Annotated in this window: 5 protein-coding genes; 2 read left to right on the forward strand and 3 right to left on the reverse strand. The window is 62.8% G+C overall.

Going from position 1 to position 2,615, the window contains the following annotated elements:
• Together ABY403_RS15445 and ABY403_RS15450 are read left to right on the forward strand one after the other, a co-directional pair.
• Positions 1–360 (forward strand): AzlC family ABC transporter permease (locus ABY403_RS15445; RefSeq protein WP_372841707.1); only part of this gene is annotated, 360 nt, incomplete at its 5' end.
• Positions 357–686, forward strand: coding sequence for an AzlD domain-containing protein (locus tag ABY403_RS15450; RefSeq protein ID WP_372841708.1), 330 nt, complete (start codon positions 357–359; stop codon positions 684–686). The genes ABY403_RS15445 and ABY403_RS15450, both read left to right, overlap by 4 nt.
• Here ABY403_RS15450 and ABY403_RS15455 read toward each other — a convergent pair.
• Genes ABY403_RS15455 through ABY403_RS15465 form a run of 3 tightly spaced genes read right to left on the reverse strand, consistent with a single transcriptional unit; the run spans position 683 to position 2,584 of the window.
• Positions 683–1,306 (reverse strand): hypothetical protein, encoded by a 624-nt coding sequence (locus ABY403_RS15455; protein ID WP_372841709.1) that lies wholly within the window; start codon positions 1,304–1,306, stop codon positions 683–685. The genes ABY403_RS15450 and ABY403_RS15455 overlap by 4 nt on opposite strands.
• Before the next feature lie 26 nt (positions 1,307–1,332).
• Entirely contained in the window at positions 1,333–1,467 is a 135-nt protein-coding gene (locus ABY403_RS15460) for an aa3-type cytochrome c oxidase subunit IV (RefSeq protein ID WP_372841710.1), read from the reverse strand.
• A gap of 58 nt (positions 1,468–1,525) precedes the next feature.
• Positions 1,526–2,584, reverse strand: a complete 1,059-nt coding sequence (locus tag ABY403_RS15465) for an MBL fold metallo-hydrolase (protein WP_372841711.1) — start codon at positions 2,582–2,584, stop codon at positions 1,526–1,528.
• Positions 2,585–2,615 lie beyond the last annotated feature (31 nt).

The following is a 2,615-nucleotide window of genomic DNA, read 5'->3' on the forward strand; positions in this document are numbered from 1 at the left end:
ATGTCGATGCTGGAATATGAGCGTCACCCGAAACAAAGCGTCGCCGAAAAGATCGCCTATTACGCCGGCGCTTGCACCCCGATTTGCCCGCAATGGTATGTCTCAACACTGATCGGCGCGACGGTGGGGCAGGCCATACCGCCCGAGTTTGCGCTCGATTTCGCGGTGCCGATCACGTTTCTGGCGATGCTGGCACCGATGCTGCGCACCCTTGCCCATGTCGCCGCGGCCACTGTGTCGATCGTGCTGGCGCTACTGCTGGCATTCCTGCCCGGCGGGACCGGGCTGCTGATCGCCGCTGCCGTGGCGATGTTCACCGGCGCGCAGGTCGAGCTTTGGCAGCACAGGAGGCGGCTGTGAACTATTCAAGCACCGCCATCTGGGTAGTAATCATCGGCCTCGGGGTCGGAACCTTTCTGCTGCGCTTTTCCTTTCTTGGCACGATCGGCAACCGGCCATTGCCCGAATGGGTGCTGCGCTATCTGCGCTACACACCGGTTGCGGTTCTGCCGGGGCTTGTGGCGCCGCTTGTCATCTGGCCCGCGGCAACCGAAGGCGTGTTTGACCCCGCGCGCTTTCTGGCGGCGCTTGCGACAGTGGGCATTGGCATCGTCACACGCAACAACTTCGCCGCAATCGTCGGCGGCTTGGTTGTGCTCTATCTGGCGTTATTTGGCCTCGGTTAGACGGCGGGCACACCGGGCGCAATCTCGCCGGGCTTGACCATCAGCACGCCCGAGTTGTCATCAGGGTCGCCATCGTAATGATCTTTTTCGACCACGCCGGGCAATTCGCCAAAGGCGCGTGCAAGCGGCTTGGGAAACATCGTGGTGCCAATGGCTTCAAACCCCGGAAGCCCACTCAGCACGCTTGAAACCGAGTTGGAACAAAACGCCTTGGGCACTGCGCCATAGGCTTCAACCCGGCTGCGCAGCAGTTCCGCCACCTCAAGCGAGACCGGCACGGTCTGTTCCAGCACCCAGTAGGTCTCGCGCGCGTGGTAATCGATGTAGAACGTGTAGATATGGTCGGTGATGCCATAGTGCACGTCGTTCCGCTCGGGCACATAGGGGTGGTACCAAGTGCCTGCGGGATCGAACATCACGCGCTCGACCCCGTTGATCATCAAAGCCGAATGTGCCCCCGCGCCGGTCGAAGTGCTGATGACCGTGAACAGCGTTACCGAAGGCGGCTCCTCGCTCGAATATCCCGCGCGCGCCACAACGTCGTCGGGTGCCCAGACAGGCTCGGCACCGCAAGCAGCCAGTAGCAGCGGAAGAAAAATCGCAAGAAGCAGTCGGTGCATTAATCGGGGCTCCGGGTTACGTCAGCTCAGCCGTTGACGATTGCGAGGAACACCAAAACCACCACTATTGCAACCGCAGCGCGCTTTGCGAAGGTAATGAAGCCCTCGAAAGTGCGCTCTTGTGTCGTGATGTCCATGCTGCCCTGTGCGTGTTCGGTCATTGCCGCCTCCCTCATCTGTTGTCTGGCCGCAACGCTCTAGCAAACCTGCGGTAATCTGTCACGCCCCGGAATGGGCGGAAGTTGCTTGCCAAAGCCAGACGCCATCGGCATCGCGCCAGCGCCGCGCCCGCCCGTTGATCAACAGATGGTTCAGGTGCGCCACGGTTTCCACCAGCGCCAGACCATAGATCCCTTCACCGATTTCGCGTCGATACAATGCAGGAAAACATGCCGTCGCGATTTTTGGCGTTTCGATCAGCGCCTCTAGCCGCGCGAGGCTTTTTTCGTGCCCTTCGGCCATTTGCCGCAACCGCCGCGGCAAGCCATTGAAGGGTGTCTTGTGGCCGGGTAGCACCAGATGGCGTTCCTCGGCATGAACCGCTAGGGCGGCACAAGAGGCCAGCCAATCGCCCACCGGGTCGGCATCGGGCTCGGTGGCGTAAACCCCCAGATTGGCGCTGATCGAGGGTAGCAACTGGTCGCCCCCGATCACCAGATCATCATCAAGGCTCCAAAGCGTGGCATGTTCGGGGGCATGCCCGTGGCCGATATGAACCCGCCAATCGCGCCCACCCGCACGCACCACCTCGCCCTCGACGATGCGGCGATAGCCTAGCGGCAAGGGGTGCACTGTGTCGCAATAGTTGAACGGGCGTTCCGCGGCGCGCCGCGCCAGAAGCCCCGGCTCCATCCCCGCCGCGCGCCAGAATGCAAGCGTTTCCACGGCGGGCAGCGGCTGTTCGTCCAGCGTCAACATCCGCGCGAAAAGCCAACTGGTGCGGGTGGTCCAAAGGCTCGCGCCGCGGGTCTGAAACCAACCGGCAAGACCGATATGGTCGGGGTGGTAATGCGTGGCCAGCACCCGCACCACAGGCTTTCCCGCAAGCGGCCCTGCCAGAAGCGCGCCCCAGATTTCGCGCGCCTCGGCGGTATCCATACCGGGGTCAACCACCGTCCAGCCATCGCCGTCGTCCAGCGCATAGGCGTTGACGTGATCTAGCGCCATCGGCAGCGGCAACCGCATCCAAAGCACCCCAGGCGCGATTTCGCGCACCGCCCCATGCGCGGGCGGTTCCGTCCAAGGATGGTGCACCGGCGCGCCGCCGTCAGGGGCGATCAATGCGCAAGATCCTCGGGCGACAGTGCGA

Origin of the sequence: Phaeovulum sp. (assembly GCF_041596715.1) — a bacterium.
Lineage (GTDB): Bacteria > Pseudomonadota > Alphaproteobacteria > Rhodobacterales > Rhodobacteraceae > UBA6213.

What these genes read in the sequence shown, in the direction of transcription:
- ABY403_RS15455 (WP_372841709.1), bottom strand. Translation starts at nt 1,306, where the DNA reads ATGCACCGACTGCTTCTTGCGATTTTTCTTCCGCTGCTACTGGCTGCT.
- ABY403_RS15460 (WP_372841710.1), bottom strand. Translation starts at nt 1,467, where the DNA reads ATGACCGAACACGCACAGGGCAGCATGGACATCACGACACAAGAGCGC.